The organism is Streptomyces sp. Root1310, assembly GCF_001426425.1.
In the GTDB taxonomy this organism is placed as follows: domain Bacteria; phylum Actinomycetota; class Actinomycetes; order Streptomycetales; family Streptomycetaceae; genus Streptomyces.
Window position 1 is genome coordinate 1,548,966 of record NZ_LMEQ01000001.1, and the last position, 21,011, is coordinate 1,569,976.

Below are 21,011 nucleotides of genomic sequence, written 5' to 3' on the forward strand. Positions count from 1 at the left end.
GGCCCGGAGCCGATGGCTCCGGGCCCCTTCGCGTGTACGTCACGTACGGAGGCGACTACCCGAGGTCAGGCAGCGGCTCCGCCACGGCCGGCCGCGAGGCGCGGCAGCACCCGGAAGCCGATGCCGCCGGCGATCATGGTGGCCGCACCGATGACCAGGAACGTGGTCTGACCGGCACCGGTCTCGGCGAGCTCCTTGCCGCCACCCTGCGCGCTGGTGTCGGCGGCGGCGTCCGAGGTGTCGGTCAGCGCGGAGCTGCCCTCCTCCTGGGTGGAGGTGCCGTCGGTGTCGGTGCCGCCGGTGGTGGAGCCACCGGTCGAGGTGCCGCCCTGCGAGGACGAGCCCGACGAGGTGCTGCCCTCGGACGAGCCCGACGAGGTGTTGCCCTCGCTGGAGCTGCCGGACGACGTGTTGCCGTTCGAGGTACCCGAGGACGTGTTGCCCGAGGAGGTACCGGTGGACGTACCCGTCGAGGTGCCCGTCGAGGTACCGGTGGACGTACCCGTCGAGGTACCCGTCGAAGTACCGGTGGAAGTGCCCTCCGAGGTGCCGGTGGACGTACCCTCCGACGTACCCGTCGAAGTGCCCTCCGACGTACCGGTGGACGTACCCTCCGACGTACCCGTCGAAGTGCCCTCCGACGTACCGGTGGACGTACCCTCCGACGCGCCGGGGTCGGTGCACTCGGGGTTGGTCGGGAAGAGGTCGCAGAGCGGCGGGTCGTCCTGCGTCTGGGCGTCGGCCGTGGTGGTCGTGCTCGTGTCGACAAGAGCGTCGTCGTCGGCCGAGGCGACGCCGGCCACCGTCAGCGAGGCGCCCGCGGCGATCACGGCGCCGGCGGCTATCCGCGCGAACCGGATCCGCGTCTTCTTGGTCATATAGCTGCTACCCCCAGTAGCTGAATCGTCGATGAGGCCGCGTCCGGGGCCGTGATCGACGGAGGTAGCTGAGATGTAGCTGAAGCCCCCGGTTCACATGCGCCCCAGAGATACGCATGCCACACTGCACCTTCCCCACTTTTCAAAGCATCGTCAAGGTCGTTGCGTACGCAATGTCCAAGTCAGGGCGCTTTGCGTGTCGTTGGTGCGGTGAATGTGATGTAAAAAGCAACCGCCCCTGATTCAGGGGCGGTTACCTTGTCGACAAAGTTACTTCTCTTGCTGCTTGCGCCAGCGAATTCCGGCTTCCAGGAACCCGTCGATCTCACCGTTGAACACGGCCTCGGGGTTACCGACCTCGAACTCGGTGCGCAGGTCCTTGACCATCTGGTACGGGTGCAGGACGTACGAACGCATCTGGTTGCCCCAGGAGTTGCCGCCGTCGACCTTGAGCGCGTCCATCTTGGCCTGCTCCTCCTGCCGGCGCCGGTCGAGCAGCTTGGCCTGGAGGACGTTCATCGCGGAGGCCTTGTTCTGGATCTGCGACCGCTCGTTCTGACAGGAGACGACGATGCCGGTGGGGAGGTGGGTGAGGCGCACCGCGGAGTCGGTGGTGTTCACGCCCTGGCCGCCGGGACCGGAGGAACGGTAGACGTCCACTCGCAGCTCGGACTCGTCGATCTCGATGTGGTCGGTGGTCTCCACCACGGGGAGGATCTCGACACCCGCGAAGGAGGTCTGGCGGCGCCCCTGGTTGTCGAAGGGGGAGATCCGCACGAGCCGGTGCGTGCCCTGCTCCACGGAGAGGGTGCCGTAGGCGTACGGGACCTGTACGGAGAAGGTGGTCGACTTGATGCCGGCCTCTTCGGCGTACGACGTCTCGTAGATCTCGGTCTTGTAGCCCTTCTGCTCCGCCCACCGCAGGTACATCCGCTGGAGCTTCTCCGCGAAGTCGGCGGCGTCGACGCCACCGGCCTCGGCGCGGATGTTCACGAGCGCCTCGCGGGAGTCGTACTCGCCGCTGAGCAGCGTACGGACCTCCATCTCGTCCAGCGCTTTCCTGACCGAGGTGAGCTCCGACTCGGCCTCGGCGAGGGTGTCCGGGTCGTCCTCCTCCTCGGCCATCTCGAACAGCACGGAGAGATCGTCGATCCGGCTGCGCAGCGCGTCCGCCTTCCTGACCTCGGCCTGGAGGTGGGACAGCTTGCTGGTGATCTTCTGCGCCTCGTCCGGGTTGTCCCACAGGGACGGCGCGGCCGCCTGCTCCTCGAGCACGGCGATATCTGCCCTCAGCTTGTCGAGGTCCAGAACGGCCTCGATCGACTCCATGGTCGAGGAGAGGGACTTGAGCTCTTCGGATACATCGACGACTGCCACGCCTCCAGCGTAACGGCTCCGCCATGCGGCGGACTCCGGTGGACGCCGATCATGAGCGTACCCACTGTTCGGCCAGCACGCGCGTGACCTGACACGCAGGAGCCGAACGCGGTCCGGTGAGCCAAAAGCGGCTCAGCCGGCAGCGGACCCAGTTGACGTCAGGACCTCTCGCGTTTGATCCATTCGACCATGATCGCCGCTCCGAGCAGCAGTGCTCCAAAAAATGCGGACCATGGGACACTCCGCGGCATATCGATAAGAGGGCTGATCAACCAGAACACTCCCGATAGCACTACCCATCCACCTACGAACAGCAAGACGTGCATTTGCGGTGACATGGTTTCCGCTGTAGCCAACGGGGCTTGTTGACCCGCCCCACCGAACCTACCGACTCTCTCGTAATAGGCATGCTGCGATCGCGTGAGTCGGCAGACAGCCCAGGAGAAGATTCCCACACCGATGCCGGTCAGGGCGGCCTGCAGTAGCAGCACGGGATCACTACTGGCAGACAGAGCGAGCGCGACCAGCACCGTCATCACGGCTCCGCAGATCACACCGGCCCGCACAGGGTGACGTGCCACTGCCACTTCGAAACGATTAGGAGGCTGCCCTGATCCGAGAAAACGATCGACCGCCAAAAATATATCTCTGCAGCCTCGCACGACTAGCGCTCCTCTCAAATTGTTCCCGGGATCCCATCCCTCGGATCCCGGAACTCGGGTCGACCGACAGCATGTTACAGAAAGGCACAGTCAAAAATCCCTTTCGGGATCCGTGTGTTGCCGCTGCGACGGCACACGGATCCCGAAAGTTCGATCACCCTCTGAGGAGGTTTGCGAGTTCCCGGTTGGACGCCCATCTAGCTGCGAGCGGCGCGACGAACCGGTTTGCGCCGAAGGAGATGACTGTAATCACACCCTGTGTGGCAGATGCCTCAGCATAACCCGCAAGCGTCTTGTTCTCTTCATCGGACAAGGCGTAGTCGATCGCCCCGGACGCCATCGAAGCGACTACAATGCATCCCGCGACTAGGGTGCCGCCCGACAAAAATGTGCAGCCCCCACCCAGCACCACACTAGCCAAAGGGCCTGCGGTCTTTTTGAGGATACCTAGGGTCTTGTCCCAGGCGCTTTCTTTCTCGAATTGCTTCTTGTAGGTCTTCTGCGCATCCTTCATACAGTCGATGCTGCTCTTGGCCCTAGTCCCATAGCACCCGAAGAAGCTAGAGGCCGCTTCCTGAAGCTCCTTCGTTTTCTTGTCATCCGCCAGTCCCTCGATCCAGGTTTTAGCTTCTCCATTCCCAAGATAAACACTGCCACGGTACCCAAGGTCCTTTGTCAGCCATTCGACCACCTTCGGGTCCAGCTTGAGACGTTCCTTCTCTGTGACGGACTTGCCGTTACCGGAGCCCAGTATCGATCCGTCACCTACTGCCGTTCCCGTGGTGTAGTCAGTATTCCCCGTTTTTTTGTCATAGCCGACAGCGTCCTGGGTCGCTTTGTCGCAATACTCCAGCGAGTACCGGCAGGAGTTTGGCCGTGAACCGATCTCAGTTCCCGTCGGATCCGAGAAGGTGACCGGGTTCTGGGATCCGTAGCTGTACCCGTTCAGCGTCTGCGGCGCTTCGAGCTGAAGTACTGGGTCGACACTGACGAACTGGCCGATGGTCGGGTCGTACTCGCGGGCCCCGATGTGGGTCAGACCCGTGCCGGTATCGCGGGTCTTCCCGAGGAATCCCTTGTCGTCCGGCCAAGAACCGGACGCGGCCTTACCTCGGTCTTGGCCGAAGGGCGTCGTGTATCGCTTGGTGAAGGTCTGGTTCGTGTCCGGGTTGAGCGCCAGGCTGGAGGTGCCGTGGTGGTCGCCTGTGAGATAGGTGACCTTTTCGGTACCGGATTGGTTGGACCGCATGGCGGCCGTGATGCCGCCGGCCGAGTAGTAGCGCTGAGCCCAGATGGTGCCGTCGGCCCGCAGGTGTAGTTCGCTGGCGCCGGTGTACAGGACACGTTCACCGTTCGCGGCGGCGCGGATCAGCAGAGTGCCGGAGGCGTCGTAGAGGTAGTCGGACGATGCGTTGTTCTCCGTCAGTTTGGCCAGTCTGCCCTCGTCGGACCAGGCCAGGCTCTGTGTGGTCGTGCCTCCAGGGCGGCTGGTGGTGTTCCCGGTGGCGTCGTAGGCGTAGGCACGCTCCGGGGCGGTGCAGTCAGTGCCGGTCGTGGTACCGGTCAGGGTGTGCGGCTGCGCGGATTTGGGGTAGCAGTATGTCGTCTTCGTGTCGCGGGTGCTCTGATGCACCGTCTCGCTGGTCCGCTGGCCGGCGTCGTTGTAGGTGTAGCTCGTCCAGTACGGTGCCGGGCCCGACAGGCTGGTGGCGCTGCGAGCGTCGGCGCAGTTCTGGGAGGCAGGGGTCCAGGCATCAGTCAAGCGTTGGTGACCGTCGTAGGCGAAGCACTGGGTGTCCGCCGAACCGGAGCCGCCGAGCGTCGTCGGGTCGCTGATCGACGTGACGTTGCCGGTCTGGTCGTAGCTGTAGTTGAGGTCCTGAAGCATGTAGCCGTGAGTCTGGTCCGTGACATGGCTGCGGGCCAGGCGGCCGGTGCCGTCCTCGTAACGGTTGGTGACATAGACACTCTTGTTGTCGCTGCCGCCTGCGCCCAGCGTCAATTGTTGCGGCTGGGAGAGCGCGGAGTAGGAGACGTCGAGCACACCGCCGATGGTGGCCAGGTCGCCCAGGTCGTTGTAGGTGAAGCCGATGGTCTCCGACTCCAGTCCGCCCATCGCGGGCTCGCTGCTGTTCTGCAAGGTGCCGTCGAGGTTGTAGAAGGCCTCGGACTTCAGCACGGCTGCCTCGCCCGCCTTAACGAACGGATCGGAGGCCGGCAGTTCGAGCTGGCTCGCGGTGGCCCGGCCCAGGCTGTCGTAGGCGGTGACGGTCTGTGTGTACGCGTCGCCTGTCTTGCCGCCCATGTAGCGAGTGGCGGAGGTGGGCAGGCCCTTCAGCACCGTGTCGTAGGTGTAGCCGGTGAGCTGGTTGGCGTCCGTCCGTGCGCCCGTCCAGGTACCTGTGACCCGGCTCAGCTCGTCGTAACCCACGATGATCGACTTGCCGCGCGCGTCCGTGGTCTTGGTGACTCGGTCCAGGACGTCGTACTCAGTGCTTGTCGCTCCCTTGTCGGGGTCCTTGGCGCTGGTCTGGCGGCCGAAGAGGTCGTAGTCGTACGACCATGCGGCGCCGTCCGGCCCGGTGATCGTCTTCTGCTTGCCGTCCAGGGTGTAGGTGAACTTCGTGGAGGTGTACGAAGCACCAGGACTGGTCCCGAAGGCCGTGTCGGCCGGACTCGTACTCTCGTAGGCGCGGGTTTCCGTCGTCTGCCCGCGCACATCCGTGATCGTGCGCTGGGCTGATCCGCCTTGGAGGGCGGTCGTCGCCACGGAGTCTCCGGTGTAGCTGGTACTCGTGGACCACTTCTCGACACCGAGCACGTACAGCGTGCTGGTGGTCGGCCGACCCGCTCCGTCGAACTCCGTGGCCGTCTGCTTCGGTGCCTCGCCGTACTCGGCGCGTGTATAGGTGCCGTTAGGGGTGCTAGTGGTGTCGAAGATGTCGGCGTACGTCTCGTAGGCCAAGCCCCGGGTGTCGTAGCGGGTATCCGTCAGCAGCCGGCCACCCAGTGGAGTCGGCGACTGGATCTGCAGCGGACGAAGGAGCGAGTCGTACAGCGTGTAGCTGGTGTTGTACGTCTTGCCGTCCCTCTTGAGGGACGATGTTGATACCCAGGACGGCTTGAGGTTGTCCAGGTGGTAGGCAAAGGTCATGCTGGCCGCGTCAGAGCCTCGGATCCGATTGGGCAGCCAGACATCGGTTACCCGCCCCAGGGCGTCATAGGCGCTCTCGGTCTTGCTGTTGTTGCGGTCGTAGGTGCGCAGAGTCAGACCTCGCCGTGCATCGACAAAGTTGATTGTCTTGAACTGCATGGGTGCGGCGTCGGTGACGATGGTCCTGGTCAGCGGCCCCGCATCGATCGGCGTGTACGCCGTCGTGGTGCTCTTGCCGCCCGCGTTCGTCACACTCAGCGGACGCCCAAGGGCGTCGTACGTGGTGGTCGCCGTCGTCTGCCAGCCCGAGGGGAGTCTGTCGCCGTTGAGGTCCGACGTCGCGGCGTAGCCGGTGGCGCGGCCGGCCCAGGTCTGCTGGCCCTTCGACGGCTTCTGCACGGCCGACCAGGTGGTGGCGTTCGCAGTGTCGTAGACGATCGCAGTGTCCGCCAAGACGTCACCCCGGGTGTCCTTGTTCGCCGGCAGCGTCAAGGCAGTGTCCGCCGTCGCGCACGTATCGGCAACCGTGCGGGTGCGTGAGACCAGGCTGATCAGTCCCGCCTCGGTGTTGCGGGCGTACCACGTACGGGTGCAGGTCTCGTCGCCGCTCTTGCCGATCTGCCCGGAGTCCTCGACGGTGACCGGCAAGCCGTAGCTGTCGAAGGTGGTGGCCGTCTGTCGCTCGCGCCACGTCTGGGATGCCGACAAGTACGTGTAGGCGTGCACCTTCTGGGTGCGGACGTAGCGGGCTACGTGATCACCCGCTTCGGGCGCCGTCTGCCTGGCGGTCTCCTGCGACCATGGAACCTTCACCGTGGCCGAAACAGCGGTGTTGCCGTTGTAGGTGACCTGTTCGCGCAACTGTCCGGCGTACTGGTCGGTGTCGGTGAGCGTCGTAGCCCCTAGGGCCGGAGCGGCGAGGGGGGCGACGGAGCTCGTCTTCGTGGTGCCGTCCTTGTTCTTGTCGCCGTGCATGCCCTGCATGTAGAGGGAGACGGTCCTGGAACGGGTGACATCCGTCGCCCCGGTCCACGAGGTGACCTGACGGTAGCCACGCCAGTCCGACCAAGTGCGCTCGCCGGCCGGGGCGAAGGGGTTGTCGCTGTAGTGCCAGGCCGCGCCGCTGTAGGAGTAGGCGTGTTCAACCGTCTCGTTTGCCGCCGCAGGATCGGAAACGGTCACCGCCAGCACCCGGTACTTGTGGAACCAGTCGATCGAGGCGTTTTCACCACCGTTGATGCGCCAAAACTGCGGAAAACATGAACGCGTGTTGGTGTCGGGAGCCGCGCCTGCCACCTCGCTGCGTACACACTCCTCGCCCGACAGTGTCACTGTGGTGATCGCCCCCGTCTCCGAGGTGATCGTCGAGATGCGCGCCCGGGTCAGGGGCAGAATGTCGTCCGTGGCATCGACCCGGTTGGGGCGCATCTGGTAGGTGAACGAGGTCGGGTCGAGCCCGATCGCCGTGTCGCCGGCCTTGCCGGTCCGCTTGAGGGACTTCAAGGTCAGCATCTGGTCGGAGCTGTCGCCGATGTCCCCACCGTCCAGATACTGCTGGATCATGTCCCACGAGTCCACCGGGTCGTAAACGGCCGTGGTGGCGTTGTAGGAATGGGTGTCTATCCCGGTCAGGCGTTTACGGGAGAAGAAGGACGGACCTGTTGCCTTGCACTCGGCGTCTCCGCTCGAGCAGATCGCGTCGAACGGAACGTCCGGCCAGTTGTCCGCGGTGTCCTTCGTGAGGCTGGAGCAGTCGGCAGCGGTGCAGCGCTCGGCATGGGAGAAGGTGACTTTCGCGTCCGCCTTGTCGGTGAAGAGTGCCCCGGCCCGCAGACCGTACTCGACGCGGGTCAGGTAGCCGCCGCGCGTGTAGGCCGCGTTCGCCGTGCTCGCCTTGTTCTTCTTGTAGAAGTTCGACTCCTTCGTGTACCAGTACGTGGACGCGTTGCCACGGGTGTCCTCGACCAGGTCGAGGTTCCACCGCCACGCCTGGGTGAGTGACCGGTCCGCGAACGTGTCACCGGCCGAGTAGCCCGGCTCGCCAGAGTCGTCACCAAACACCGGCACCGTCCAGACGGAGTTGGTGCGCTGTGTATCCGCACCGGCCAGCTTGTTCAGACCGAACACGTACTTCTTGCCGTCGCCCGTCGTCACGGTCCAGTACTCGCCGTCGTCATCGGCGTTGTCCCCACCCGTGAAGCGGGTGACCTTGGAGGCGTCGTCGTTCTCCAGGCGCCACTGGCCGCCGTCGCCATCCTTGACCAGACGGGTGGACTTGCCGTTCAACACCAGGCGGGCGTTGTCATACTTCCAGCAGAGGTCGAAGACGTCCGTGTGCCCGTCGTCGTCACATACGCCGTACGAGCGCTCGATGTAGGACTCGGTGAGCGTGAAGCCCTCACCGACCGCCGAGCCCTGGTTGTTGGTCGCCGCGGTACGGCCGTCCACGCTGCCTGAGTCGTACGACAGCGACAGCGGCGGCACCGGCCCTGCCGCAGCCGGCGGCATCGTGAAGTCGTACGACCACGTGAAGGAACCCGCACTGTTGCCCGACTGCCAGGAGGACGACTCCGAGAGCGGGGTGGCGGAGTAGTCTCCAGCGCCCTTGGGCGACTGGCCAGAGCCCGCACCGGTCGCGGTGACGGCCAGCACGGTGGCAGTCGATGCGTTGCCGGCATCCCTCAAGAGCTGCGTGGACCGGCCAACGGCGGATTCAGCAAGGCGAACCTTGGCCGACACCGAGTGATGTGCGAAGTCGTTCTGCGACGAAAGTGGGAGCTGTGTACGGCACTCCGGCTTCTGCGGTGCCGTCAGGACGCAGCCCGGCAGTTGTACGAGCTTCAGCCGCTGGGACCAGTCACCGCCGATGGCCGAGGCGAAACCGCCGTAGTCAACGGTCACTTCAGCGCTGCCCGCCGTGGCTGCCTCGGCGGTCAGCAGCACGCCGGTGATTCCGGCTTCTCGGGCGGCCTTTTGATCCAGCACAGTGACACGTGCAGTACCGGAGGCGGCATGGCCTCCGGCTTGCGGTACGAGGGACACGGGCAGACCGTTCGCCTTCGCCACGACCGTCTTCCCGGCCGTCAGGACCATTGTCGCCTCGCCTTCCCCGGGCCACTTCGCCTGTCGTTCCGCCTGTGCCTGTTCGGCCTGGTCAGCGTTGGTCTTCTGCTCCCGGGCAACCTGATCCCGCGCCTTATTCGCACCCGGCCCCTTGACTACCTTCACGTCGCTGACACGGGGCTTCGGCACATCAGGGCGGCCGAGTCCCTCCGATCCTGCGGCTTCGGCCGCCTGCGCCACAGCCACAGGCACGACAAGTGCCAAAGCCAGCGACTGCAACAGAAGCCGGCCGGCACGATACCGACCACTCCTGCGCCATCTTGAGGTGCCCACGCCAAATACCATCGCTTTTCGTCCCCCGCCCAGTCCCGTGAGAGATGTACGTCAAGTCGTTCTCAGGCCGTCACACGACGCCCGTCGATTCCGGGGGGGGGAGGGCAGTCGAGAGCTGCCCTCCCCCACTGCCCGTCAGTCGCCGACGCTCTCGTCCAGCTGCGCGCTACTCGCCATGGCGCCGGCCCAGACCCGTGCCTCCCAGACCCGGCCGGGCAGGTAGTGCTTCCAGGCACCGGCGACGAAGCCCTTGCCGATCGTGAAATCGCCGCTGCCGAGCTTGACCGTGAAGGCTTGTGCGCTGCCGTTCTGGTTGTGGCCGAGGTAGAGGCTGATCGTCCCGTCCAGCGGGTCGTAGATGCCGGTCAGCCGCACCGGGCTGTCCAATTCGGCGACATCGTCGGAGGCGACGGCCGAGAAGCTGCCGTCATCGTTGAGTCGCCCGAACTGCCACCTACCGACCGGGACGGTCCGCTCTTCCAGCGCTTCCTCGTCCCATACGGTCTGCTTGCCGGTCAGTTGGTAGAAGAACCCCCACGCAGACCCGTCCGCAGTGCGCTGCCCCAGCACCTGCCCGATGTAGCCGACATCCTTGGCCAGGACCTTCGCGGCATCCAATTGCACCAGGGTCGTCACCGTGAACGATGCGTGCTCGTACACCACGGGGCCTGCTGTGGTCGCCGCGCCGTCGACCCCGTCGAACACGATGGCGCCGTCCTTTAGCGACGCTCCGCCTGTCAGTGCCAGACTCTTGCCGTACCCGGAAGTACTGTCGGGAACGGTCGTGCCACTGCCACGTTCCGCGTTCCAGTCCGCCACCAACTCGACGCCGGCGAATTCCCCGCCGGACACCATCAGCTGGGACTCTTCGGCGATCTCCTGTGCCGTCAATGCACGCTGCCAGACGGCGACTTCGTCGACCGAACCCTGGAAGTAGTAACCGGGGCCTGTGCTGAACTGATGCCGACCGAAGTCCAGTGGCCCGGTCGACGGGTAAGAGCCCTCCACACTCTGGCCCTGGTACTGCCTGCGGCCGTCCACGTAGAGCTGGAGCTTGCCCGTCGCCGGATCGTAGGTAGCGGCCAGGTGCGTCCATACACCGACCTGCGCCGGATAGACCGCGAACTGACCGGTGTACAGGTCGGTTGAGCCCGGCTGGCGAATAGCGAAGCACCATGTCTTTTTACTGACGTCATACTCTAGGAGGAACGGGCTACTGACGCTGTCCTTCGTCGAGAGCACTGCGGCGCTGCGGTCGTCGCGTTCCAGCCGCACCCAAGCGGACAGGGTGTAGGCCGAGCGGGTCTCGAGAACCGGGGCACTCGTCTGCGCATAGGCAGTGGACCCGTTCAGGGACAATCCCGTATCAGTGATCGGTGTCTCCAGGGGGAGCCCCTGGGAGTCACGGGTGATCAGCCCACGGCGTCCCCTGTCGTCCCGCGCTGCCCCACCGCCCAGCGTGGCGTTGTCCGCACCGTCGGCTGTCGCCGAGTCCAGTGCCGCCCCGCTCGCCTCGCCGAAATTCCACCGCCCGACCGGCCCGTCGCCAGCGCTCACCAGGAAATCTACCGCCACCTCCGCGCCGAAGCGGCCGGTTCCGACGTTGTCCTTGGCTCGCACGTACAACGTAGTCAGGCCCGCCTTTTCCGGCGTGACAGCGACCGATGCCGTCAAGCCCGCTTGGTCGGCCGACCAAGCGTCCGTGCTGGACAGCCTGTACTGGTAGGCGGCGATGTTCGTCTCACCCGACGCAGGCGCGAACGTGAACGTGCCTTTCACGCCCGGTCCGCCCTGCCCCGCACAGGCGTTGGTCGTGCACTCCGTGTACGGGGAGCCGAAGGTCACCGTCGGCGCCTTGGGCGCAGTCGGATCGACCTTGAAGTAACAGGGCGAGCTGTAACCGGAGTTGAGGCGGTTACTACCGTCCTCGTAGTAGGAAAGGGTCAGCGCTCTCAGTCGGTACAGAACGCCCTCCTGCAGCGTCGGCAGGCTCCTCGACTGCTTTACCAGGTTCCCCACATAGCCGGAGGTCGGACCGTCGATGTCAGTGTGGGCGAGCGCCCACACTGTGCCGTCGTACTTCTCCGTCCGCCAGCGGATTCGGAGATTTGCCCCGGCTGAACCGCCCGCAGCAGTTCGTGGCTTGCCCTGTACCAGCGGTGTCGGATCGGACACCACATTCGGAGACGCCGAACTGCTCGAGCACACGTAGGAAGAGCCCGTGACCGCACCGACCTCAGTGGGCGTGGCCGGCAGACCCACATACTTCACCGCGATCACAGCGTCGTTCCTGAACCGCTTCCACGCCGAGGCATCGGTCTCGTCATGTGCCCGGACTTCAAGCGTCAGCATGGAGAACTTGCCCGCCGCGAAGTTCTTCACCGTCGGCGTCAGATTCTCGTTCGTCTCCTCCGCGCTGTCGTTGAACTCGATCGGCGCGTCCGGCAAATCCGGATCGCACAACGAGCCACGACCGGCCGAGACATTGCGGTCCACCATCAGGTCCAGTTCCGCCGGACGCGTCGACCACGTGGTGGAGGAAGAGATGTTGTTCGTACGAACCAGATCCACCCAACGCGGCTCACACTGGAACGCCCACGGCTCCGTCACCCGAAACGTGGCGTCCAGGATGCTTTTACCCTTCAGGCTGGCTGGCGAGAATTCGAAGTAGAGTCGCTGTACATACCCAGGACCGCAGTAATAGCCGTTCCAGGTACCGCACTTGCCGACGCCCTTCCCAAGATTGTCATCACCGTTGCCCCAGCCGTACGACTCATAACCGTCGCTGCGCAGCAGCGTGCGCTCCGACTCACCCCACGTGATGGTCGGGTCGATGAACAGCGGGAACGCCGACGCCTTGGATTCGGTGAGCATCTCCGCGTCCGGAACCACCGACAGCGAGTCCTTGGTGACCGCGACATCCATACGGACCACGTTGTCGCCCTGTCCAGGCTCCGATCCGGAACCCGAAGGCGCCGTTTCCGAGGGGTCGGCCGACCCCACCTCGCCGCTGCCTGGCGGTTCAACCGTCATCAACTGCGTCTGCGTGCCGGAGGCCGAACCCGCCGAGTCCCACATCTGGGCCGGCGGCGCCTTGAACACCGTACGGCCACTGTCGTCCACAGCCGCGAGATTGCCGGACGCCCCTTCGCGCACGTCCAAGCCCACGGCATTGAGCCCGAACGTGAGCTTTTCCAGCCCCTCGTTCGCCGCTGCTTCGGCCGAATTGACCACGAACACCGGCTGAAAACTCTCCGGAGTCGTGTTCACCTTCAGGTCCACGCCCGGCAGTACTTCCGCGTACAGAGCGCTGGCCCCGTCCAGCTGCGGCGCCGGAAGCGTTCCCGGCCACCGCAGTTCGAGCGACCTACCGTCGTCCTCGATCCGGGCCAGCGGCGCCTTCGCGCCTCCGCCCGAGAAGGCCATGTCCAGAGCTGCGGCCTTGGGCCCCACCAAACCGTCGGAGCGTTTCCTCAGCGTTGCATCCGGTGCCTGCCAGCCACCCCCCGGCTTCGACACACGAACCGGAACCACCGACTCCTGCAACGTGAAGGTGAGGCCATCGGGATTCGCATAGACCGTTGTCCGCTCCGAACGCTCCCCCATCACCTCCACCGGCCGACCCGACTCCTTTGCCTCCGCCGACGCCTGCTGTCCATCGGACAGCGCGGTGGCTTCCGTGGGAGAAGCAGACGCCTGTGGAGCGGGCGTGACCAGAATCGCCAAAAGGGCGGTGAAGGCAGCCGTCGCCACCCCGGATCTCCCCCATCGGGCATGCGCATGACATCTTGCTGACCGTCTGGTGCCCCGTTTGCCCTGCACTGAGATGCGCCCCCCACAGTCACATGATCCTCAAGTTCTCCACATCCAAAGGCTCTCCGTCACCTCCCGTCAAGGCGGCATCACCATGCGCAGCGCTCTTTGCCATGCCGAGAATCTCCTGCGCCACTGGTAGATCCGGCAGGGGTGGCGCGGGGAGACGTCTCAAAATCGAACACCAGAACAGGGCGAGCCTCCCGTTCAGGCCCTCCCTGACGGTGGACACATCGATTCCCGAGCTGGCGGCTCCGGGTGTCGATGTCGACTTCGGACACGGTCCGGTGCTCGTCCAGCGCAGGCCGAGAGGCGGGATGCCGGACCGGCTCCCCGCAAGGCGGTATGGCCCGAAACTGCTACGCCCCCAGCCGGACCGACTCCCGGCCCGCTCACCGGCAGGGCATCCGGCAAGCCGCCGTTCAGACAACGGCGAACGGAGGTATTCCGGGCGGTGTTTCTACGGCGTTGCCGGTGAGGACGTACTCGTCGTGTCCTGCGGAGTCGCCCCCGCGTCGTCGCCGGAGGTGGCCGCCCAGGTGCCGATCCCCGCCGCGGCGGCCAGCGCCACCGCCGCCACACCCAGGGTGATCCGCCGCCGCCGGGTGGCGGAACGGTTCCGTGCCGAGCCGGGCCGCGGCGCGCCGGCCGCCCTCGGCACCCGTGCCGTGCCGTGCGCCCCGCCCGCCAGCTCGTCCGGCGCGGGCACCCGCATCGACGTGTGGGTGTCCCGGTTGGAGTCCGGCTTCGCGCCGGGCACCAGCGGGACCGAGCCGCGCCGCACCCGCCCGGAGGGCGCCGCGGGCGAGGACGCGGCGGGCGCGGTCTCGGCCGGGTCGCCCTCCCCCTCCTCCTGCTCGGGGTCCGGCTCGTCGACGTCCAGCGGCGGCATCCCGGCCAGCGTCGGCAGCTGCTCCCGCAGCCGCGCCGCCAGCTCGGACGCCCGCAGCCGGGACGCCGGCGCCTTCGCCAGGCACTGCACGAGAAGCTGCCACAGCTCGTCGGTGATGCCGGGGAGCGGGGCGACGGACTCCGTGACGTGCCGGCGCAGCACCGCGCCGGGGTGGCCGCCGCCGAACGGCGTGAAGCCCGCGAGAAGCTCGTACAGCACGGTCGCGAGGGCGTAGATGTCCACCGAGGCGCGTGGCGGCAGGCCCTCCACGATCTCCGGCGCCAGATAGTCCGGCGTGCCGATGATCTTCGTGGCGCGGGTCCTTTTGGGGGTGTCGATCAGTTTCGCGACGCCGAAGTCGGTCAGCAGCGCGCGGTGCGAGCCGCCGGGGCCGAGCGGGCCCTGCATGTCGAGCAGGATGTTCTCGGGCTTCACGTCCCGGTGCACGATCCCGGCCGCGTGCGCCGCGGCCAGCCCCTCCGCGATGTCCGCGACGATCGCCACGGCGGCCTCGGGCGCGAGCCGACGGTCCCGTTCGAGCCGGGTGCGCAGGTCCGTGCCGCGGACCAGGTCCATGACCAGGGCCAGGTCGTTGCCGTCGACCACCAGGTCCCGTACGGACACCACGTGCGGGTGCTCCAGGCCCAGCAGGGCCGTGCGCTCCTGCACGAAGCGACCCACGAGCTCCTCGTCGGAGGCGAGGTCCTCGCGCAGCAGCTTGACGGCGACGGGCCCGTCCGGTCCGTCACCCAGCCACACCGTGCCGGCGCTGCCCCGTCCCAGGATCTGGTGGGCGGTGTACCGGCTGCCGATCTTCCGTGCCAAGGCTGCTCCTACAGACGCGTGTTGCCCATCAAAGTACGCGTCCGAGGAGCCAACCTTCACCGCGGAGACGGAAATCACCCGCCGGATGTCGACAAGTACACAAGCTCACGGTCAGGACGGAGCCCGTACCGGTCGCCGGTGCCTCAGTTGCCCGTGCCGCCGGTGCCGCCGGTGCCGCCGCCCGAGTCGGCCAGGTCGCCGATCCAGCCGGTGACGTCGTTGAACCAGCCGCTGATCAGCTGCCAGTAGTTCTTGCCGGTGCCGATCCAGCCCTGGAGCGGGCTCAGCTCCCAGATCAGCCATCCGGCCACGAACAGGATGACGATCGTGAACAGGCAGCCCTTCAGGCAGCCCAGCCCGGGGATCTTCATCGGGTTGGCACTGCGCTGCCGCGGCTGGCGGGGTTCCGGCTCCGGCCGCTGCCTCGGCTGCTGCTGGGGCGCCGGCGCGTACCGCTGGGGCTGGTGCTGCGGCTGCTGGTGCTGCGGCGCGTACTGCTGCTGTGCCTGCCCCGGGTAGCCGTAGCCGGGCGGCTGCTGCTGGCGCTGCTGAGGGCGCTGTTGCTGCTGCGGCCGCTGTTGCTGCTGGTTCTGCTGCGGATACGGCTGCTGCGGCTGCTGCTGACGGGAGACCTGGCGCTGGGGGCGGCGGCGCAGCGGGTCCTCGCCGGGGTCGAGGTACTGCTGGACCTGCGTCGGTTCGTTGCGGTCGCGGGCGGCCCGCATCTGGGACTGCCAGGGATGCGGCTCCTGGCCCTGCTGGCCCTGCTGGTGCGGCGGCACCGGCGGCAGGACGGCCGTCGGATCGGCGGCGCCCGGGGCGCCGCCGGTGTGCGGCAGCACGGCGGTGGGGTCGGCGGCGCCGGCGGGACCGCCGGTGTGCGGCAGGACGCTGGTCGCGGCGTTCGGGTCGTAGGCGCCGCCCGGCACGGTCGCGGGCGCCGGGTCGGGCGCGAGGAGGTGGCCGACGCCGTCGGCGGCGGCGATCTGCATCGAGTTGGCGTGCACCCCGATCCCCTCGGCGACGATGCGCAGCCCGCGCGCGAGGCTCTCGGCGCTCGGCCGGTCGTCGGGGTTCTTGCGCAGGCAGCGCTCGATGACCGTCCAGAGCGGGTCGGGGACCGTGGACGGGCGGCGCGGCTCGGCGTTCAGGTGCTGGTGCAGGACCTCGAGGGCGGAGCCGCCGGAGAACGGCGGACGCCCGGTGACCAGCTCGTACAGCAGGATGCCGGCGCCGTAGATGTCCACGGCCGAGGTCTGCGGACGGCCCTCGGCGGACTCCGGCGCGACATACGCGGGCGTGCCCACGAACTCGCTGGTCCGGGTCAGGCCCGGGGAGTCGGCGAGGCGCGCGATGCCGAAGTCGGTGAGCAGCGGGTGCATCTGCCCGCCGTTCTGCATCAGCAGGACGTTGGCCGGCTTCAGGTCGCGGTGTACGACGCCGTCGGCGTGGCTGGCGGCGAGCGCGTCGGCGACCTGGGCGGTGAGCAGGGCGGCGGCGACGGGCGTGAAGGGGCCGTTCTCGCGCAGGTAGCGGTGCAGGTCGGGGCCGTCGACGAGGTCCATGACCAGCGCCAGCAGATCACCCTCGACGACCAGGTCGCGGACGCGGACGATGTTCGGGTGGGTCAGGCGCAGCAGCACCGAACGCTCGCGCAGGAAGCGCATCACGACATCCGGGTCGTTCGCGAGCTCCTCCTTGAGGACCTTGATCGCGACGGTCTCCCCGGGCTGGCCGGCCACGGCCGCCTCGGCGCCCGCGGTCTCGCGCTGGCGCGCTCGCCAGACGGTGCCCGTGGCGCCGCGTCCGAGCGGCTCCTCGAGCAGGTACTTGCTGCCGACTGGCCGCACGTCACGCGCTCCCTGCTGCTTGCTTGCCTGTCCTGTCCGTGTTCCGACCCACTGTAGTGCCGCAGTGCGGTCACCGGGCTGTCGTCGTGGTCCGAAGGAAAGACGCTCGGCCCGGTCGTTCCGGTTGCCGGGGAGGGACGTGACCGATCTCAACTGATCGTCGGTGACGCACTTGTCAGGCACTTTTGCGGGCAGAGCCGACCAATCAAGATCACTTGTCCCCGGGTGTGGGGCGCGTTGTCAGTGACAGGTGCGAGGATGCCTTCAGTACTGGCCGCTGTGCTCGTGTGGGGTGGGGGGAAGTCCGCGCCCGTGCAGAAGGGATCGCTGACGGCGATGCAGATCCGGCTGACCGTCGTAGACCCGACGGGCCCGCCCTTCCCCGCGGCGGGCTCCGCTCGCGCGGGGGGAGCTCAGGCGCGGGCCCGCACCGCCGGCTGCGACGTGCTGGTCACAGCACCCGCCGGCACGGCCCTGGCCGCGGTGGCGTCCGCGCTGGCCGCGGCGGTCTCCGGGGAGGGCGCCGCGTCGGCCTCCTCCGCGGCGGCGGTCGTGCTCTACGCGGGCGTGGAGCGGCTCGACACCCAGCGGTGCACGCTCGGCGAGCCGCCGCTGATCGACGGCGCCGTGCTGTCCCTGGGCGCCCCGGCCGACCCCGAACCGCATCCCGAGGTCGACGAGGCCCCGGCCCGTCTGCACGTGGTGGCCGGGCCCGACGCGGGCGGCGTCCATCTGCTGCACGGCGGCCAGGTCCGCGTGGGCCGCTCCGCCGACGCCGACGTGCCCCTCGACGACCCGGACGTCTCGCGCCTGCACTGCACGGTGACGCTCTCCCCCGAGGGCCGTGTCACGGTCGCCGACCTCGGCTCCACAAACGGCACCACCCTGGACGGCGCCCGGGTACAGGACCGTCCCGTCCGCCTCTCCCCCGGCGCCCTGCTGCGGGTCGGCGAGTCGGCTCTGCGCCTGGCCCCGCCCGGCGGGCCGGGTCCACGGGCGGCGACCACTCCGGACGGCGAGGGCCATGTCCGGGTGCCCTGCGCGGGCACGGACCCGACGGCGGACGACGGCCCGTCCGACGGCAGCCCCGGCCCGGCAGCGGGCACGGCGCACGCGCGTGCGGCGGGCGGCGGCGCGGGCGGCCGGGAGGGCGACCCCTCCGGCCCGACCGGTCACGCCTACGGCACGGTGGACTGGAACGGCTCGCCGGAGGACCGGGCCGGGCGGACGCGCGGCGCCGGGGAAACCCACGCGGGGCCTCCCGTGGTGCCGGGCCAGGGCACGGCACCACGCATCGAGAGCCGGAGCGGCGGCGCCGCGCGCGCGGGGGACCCCGTGCGCCGGAACCCGCCCGGCGCGGCCGCCTCCGGTGGTGTGTCCGGAGCGGGCGAAGGTTCCTCGGCCACCCACGCCGGCCGCTCGGGCCTCGGCTCGTTCACGGGGGCGTACGACGACGTCCGCGGACCGCACGGCGCGCCGGAGGACGCGGGCGCCCCGTACCGCCCCGTCGCCGCTCCCGGCCCCGCCGCCCCGTCCGGCCCTTCGTCCGGCAATTCGTCCCACCCTTCGTCCGTTTCCCCGGACGCGTCCCCCTACGACGACGTCCCCGGAGCCGATCCGCGCGCGGCCTCCCGCCGTAAGGGCACCCCGCTGCGCGGCACCGACGTGCCCCCGGGCGTACGCAAACGCGGAGGTCTCTCCGCGTGGGCGCGCCGGCTGGCCGGCGGTCGCGGCGACACGCAGGACACGGCCGCCCCCGGGACCTACGAGGAAGAGGAAGAGGCCGCGGCGCAGTCGTACCCGTCGGCCGCCGCGTCCCCCGCACCCGAGACCTGGCCGGACCCGGCCGCGCTGCTGCTGACGGCGCTGGGCCCCGGCCCCCGGCTGTGGGAACGCGGCCCTGGGCACCCCGAGGCGCTCACCGTGCGGCTCGGCACCGCCGACCGGCCCGCGCCCGACGGCTCGGGCCTGCTGCCCGCCGTACCGGTGACGACGGGGCTGCGCGAGGTCGGCGCGCTCGGTCTGGCCGGGCCGCGCCCGCGGCTGTCCGGGCTGGCGCGCGCGGTGCTGGCCCAGCTCGCCGCGCTGCACTCACCCGACACCCTGGAAATCGTCCTGATCAGCACGGACCGCGCGCGTTCCGAGGAGGAGCGCGTCGCCGAGTGGTCCTGGCTGGGCTGGCTGCCGCAGCTGCGCCCCGGGCACGGACAGGACTGCCGTCTCCTGCTCGCCTACGACCGCGACCAGGCCACGGCCCGCGCCGACGAGCTGCTGCGCCGTCTGGAGGACCACCTGGCCGACAGCGCGGGCGGCCCGAGCGGTTCGCGCGGTACGGGACCGGTCGTCCAGGTGCCCGCGCCCCGCGGCGCAGGCCGCCGCCCCTCCTGGGCCGTGCCGGACGAGACCGAAGACGGCGGCTTCGCCGGCCCGTACACCGTGGTCGTCGTGGACGGCGATCCCGGCGGCGCGGACCTGCGCGAGGCGGTGGCCCGGCTGGCGGTGGCCGGACCGCGCGCCGGGATACACGTCGTCTGTCTCGCCGAGACACCCGCCGCCTCCCCGTCCTCTCCGGTGACCGACACCTACGAAGCGGCCTGTGCCACCGCGCCCACCTTCCGCGCGTGCGGAGCCGTCGCGCTGCTCAGCGGCGACGTGGCGACGGCGCTGCGGCTGCTGCGGGTCGCACCGGCCGGGGCGGAGACGGAGCGGCCCGGCCCGGTGGGACCCGGCACGGTCGGCGCGGTGGACGCGGTCTCCCTCGCCTGGGCCGAACGCTTCGCGCGGGCTCTCGCCCCGCTGCGCCCGGACGGCACGGGCGCGGGCGGCGGCGAGCGGCACACGCGGGTGTCGGCTCCGCTGCCCCAGTCGGCCCGGCTCCTGGACAAGCTGGGCCTCGCCCGGGCCACGCCCGCCTCCCTGATGGCCCGCTGGGCGGACGCGGCCGACGACTCCGAGGCGCTCGGCGGACGGGCCTGGGCCGTGCTCGGCGCGGGACCGCGCGGACCGGTCGGCGTGGACCTGGTCGCCGAGGGACCGCACCTGCTGATCGAGGGCCCGACCGGCAGCGGGCGTACGGAGCTGCTGCGGGCGGTCGTGGCCTCGCTGGCCGCCGCCGAGCGGCCGGACCGGCTGGGCATCATCCTGCTGGACGGCCGCGACACCGTCGGCAAGGGCGGCGGCGGTCACGGCGACGGCCTGCGGATCTGCACGGACGTACCGCATGTCACCACCCATCTCACCGCCAACGACCCCGTCCGTATGCGGGAGTTCGCGCAGTCGCTGAGCGCCGAGCTGAAGCGGCGGTCCGAACTGCTGGGCCGCTCCGGCTTCGTGGAGTGGCACACCCAGCGCGCGGTGTCCGGCCGTATCGTCCCGCAACGCACCCCGAACGCCCCGTCCCAGGGAGCCGGGCTCGGCGGCGGCTCCGCCGGCGGCGCCGCCGACATCGAGGCCCCGCCCAGCACCACGCTGCGGCTGCGCCCGGGAGCGGCCGCCCGCCAGCGGGCCGAGGCGGCGACGCCCCCGCTGCCCCGCCTGGTGGTGGTCGTCGACGACCTGGACGCTCTGGTCTCCCCCGCCCTCGGCTCGCCGGGCCGCCCGGCCGCCGGCTCGGTCATGCGCGCGCTGGAGGCGGTGGCCCGCGAGGGCGAGCGGCTCGGCGTACACCTGGTGGCCGCGGCAGGCCCCGGGGGCCGTACGGCGGAGTCGGAACCGGCCCGGCTGTCCACCGTTCGGATCACTCTGGACCCGCCGGGTTCCGGCACGGACGAACCGGCGCCCGGCCGCGGCCGGCTCAAGGGCGCGGACGGCCGCCTCACCCCCTTCCAGGGCGGCCGCGTCACGGGCCGCATCCCCCGTACGGCGACGCTGCGCCCCACGGTGGTCCCCCTGGAGTGGCAGCGCATGGGCGACCCACCGGCCCGTCGCCCGGTACGGGAACTGGGCAACGGCCCGACGGATCTGGCCCTGCTGGCCAGCGCCCTGGAGCGGGCCGCGCGGCAACTCAGCCCGTCCGGAGGCGCACCCGCCGGGGGCGCGTGAGGCGAGGCCCTGCGCGCCGAAACCGACCCGGGCGGGTCCGGAGCAGGTGACCGAAGCGAATGACCGGTGCAGGTGACCGGAACGGGTGACCGGAACGGGTGACCGGGGCGGTGGCCCCCGGTC

The 21,011-nt window shown here is 69.0% G+C and carries 7 protein-coding genes; 1 reads left to right on the forward strand and 6 read right to left on the reverse strand.

Going from position 1 to position 21,011, the window contains the following annotated elements:
- Positions 1-65: 65 nt before the first annotated feature.
- The 6 genes from ASD48_RS06770 to ASD48_RS06795 form a co-directional block, all read right to left on the reverse strand.
- Complete coding sequence (locus ASD48_RS06770) at positions 66-878, reverse strand: hypothetical protein (RefSeq protein ID WP_057600459.1); 813 nt, start codon at positions 876-878, stop codon at positions 66-68.
- 270 nt (positions 879-1,148) lie between these two features.
- A complete protein-coding gene (prfB, locus tag ASD48_RS06775; protein ID WP_057600460.1) occupies positions 1,149-2,255 on the reverse strand; it encodes a peptide chain release factor 2 in 1,107 nt (368 codons plus the stop codon).
- 816 nt (positions 2,256-3,071) lie between these two features.
- On the reverse strand, positions 3,072-9,479 hold the full coding sequence (locus ASD48_RS06780) for an RHS repeat-associated core domain-containing protein (protein ID WP_079073631.1): 6,408 nt from the start codon (positions 9,477-9,479) through the stop codon (positions 3,072-3,074).
- A gap of 123 nt (positions 9,480-9,602) precedes the next feature.
- Positions 9,603-13,220 (reverse strand): LamG domain-containing protein, encoded by a 3,618-nt coding sequence (locus tag ASD48_RS06785; RefSeq protein ID WP_057600461.1) that lies wholly within the window; start codon positions 13,218-13,220, stop codon positions 9,603-9,605.
- Positions 13,221-13,740: 520 nt separating this feature from the next.
- Positions 13,741-14,997: a serine/threonine-protein kinase gene (locus ASD48_RS06790; RefSeq protein ID WP_057600462.1), complete on the reverse strand. Its 1,257-nt coding sequence runs from the start codon at positions 14,995-14,997 to the stop codon at positions 13,741-13,743.
- A 143-nt stretch (positions 14,998-15,140) separates the two neighbouring features.
- Positions 15,141-16,847 (reverse strand): serine/threonine-protein kinase, encoded by a 1,707-nt coding sequence (locus ASD48_RS06795; protein WP_057600463.1) that lies wholly within the window; start codon positions 16,845-16,847, stop codon positions 15,141-15,143.
- 336 nt (positions 16,848-17,183) lie between these two features.
- On the opposite strand from ASD48_RS06795, the gene ASD48_RS06800 reads away from it, so the two are divergent.
- Positions 17,184-20,888, forward strand: a complete 3,705-nt coding sequence (locus ASD48_RS06800) for an FHA domain-containing protein (protein ID WP_057601045.1) — start codon at positions 17,184-17,186, stop codon at positions 20,886-20,888.
- Positions 20,889-21,011 lie beyond the last annotated feature (123 nt).

Excerpts from the sequence above, each read along its gene's own strand:
- ASD48_RS06770 (WP_057600459.1), bottom strand. The coding sequence starts at position 878 with ATGACCAAGAAGACGCGGATCCGGTTCGCGCGGATAGCCGCCGGCGCC.
- ASD48_RS06780 (WP_079073631.1), bottom strand. The coding sequence starts at position 9,479 with ATGGTATTTGGCGTGGGCACCTCAAGATGGCGCAGGAGTGGTCGGTAT.
- ASD48_RS06800 (WP_057601045.1), top strand. The coding sequence starts at position 17,184 with ATGCAGATCCGGCTGACCGTCGTAGACCCGACGGGCCCGCCCTTCCCC.